Here is a 1,131-nt window from a genome sequence, read left to right on the forward strand (position 1 = left end):
GAGGTTGTGGTTGAGGGTTTTGGCGGCTTTGCTGATGGAGCCGGGCATGAGGTGGCGGTAGATCTTGAAGGTGATCTCGATGGTCTTGTGGCCCATCCATTCGGCGACGTCGGTGATGGGGATGTTGTGGGTGAGGCAGTTGGAGGCGAAGAAGTGCCGCAGGCCGTAGACCACCATCCCGTCGGGGATGTCGACTTGGCCGGCCTTCTTGATCCGCTTCCACTGGTTGGCGATGTGGTAGTGCGGGAACGTCCGGGTCGGGTCGCTGGGGTGGCGCAATAGGTAGCCGTCGACGGTGCCGTGTTTATCCGCGTACCACTCGATGGTCTGCCGCACCCGCGCCGGCAGGGGCACGTCCCGATACTCGCCCACCTTGCGGTGCTTGAGCCGCTCGTAGCGGCAGGTCGTCCGGTTGACCTGTTCCGTGATGCGGTAGACGTCGTCGGCGACGATGTTGTTGAGGTTGACCGCGAACGCCTCACCGTTACGCATCCCGCAGCCGCTCATCAGGTCGGCGACCAGCAGGAAACTATCGTCGCCGGCGGCGCGTATCTGCCGCAACTGCTCCGGGGAGGGGATCACCACCCGCTGGGGGTCGTACTGCGGCGGCTTGATGCCGGACACCGGGTTGTCGTCGAACAGCCCCAGCCGGTTCGCGTCCAGCAGGATCGCTTTCAGCTTGTCGAACGCATTCGCCTGCGCCGCCAGGCCCACACCGTTGCGTTCCATGGCCTGGAGGAACCCTTCGACGACCTTGTGGTCAAAAGTGTTCATCCGCCGGCTGCCCAGCAGCGGCAGCAGATGGATGTTCAGCAGCGACTCCAGGTGCACCACCGACGCCGGTCCCAGATCCCGCTGGGCGGCCTTCCACTGACCCGTGTACTCCTCGAACCGCATCGCCCCGTACTTCGCGATCCGGTCCGCCTTCGCCTGCCCCCGCGGCGCGGCCTTCTTCGCGTTGTAGACCTCCGTCAAACGCGCGATCGCCTTGTCCTGAGTCGCGAACCCGGACTCCTTCACCTGCCTACCCGCCGCCGACCGATACCGGACCTTGTACGGATGAGGACACTTCGACCACCGCGACCGCGGATGCTCACACTCCTTGAAAAACGACCCCATCCCACGAACCAA

At 64.5% G+C, this 1,131-nt stretch carries 1 protein-coding gene; it reads right to left on the reverse strand.

Going from position 1 to position 1,131, the window contains the following annotated elements; all coding sequences use genetic code 11:
* Positions 1 to 1,119: tyrosine-type recombinase/integrase (locus ABZ192_RS42985; protein ID WP_356929894.1), on the reverse strand; the 1,119-nt coding region annotated here is incomplete at its 3' end.
* Between the last annotated feature and the right edge of the window lie 12 nt (positions 1,120 to 1,131).

It is taken from the genome of Streptomyces sp. NPDC006235 (assembly GCF_040613735.1).
Classification (GTDB): domain Bacteria; phylum Actinomycetota; class Actinomycetes; order Streptomycetales; family Streptomycetaceae; genus Streptomyces.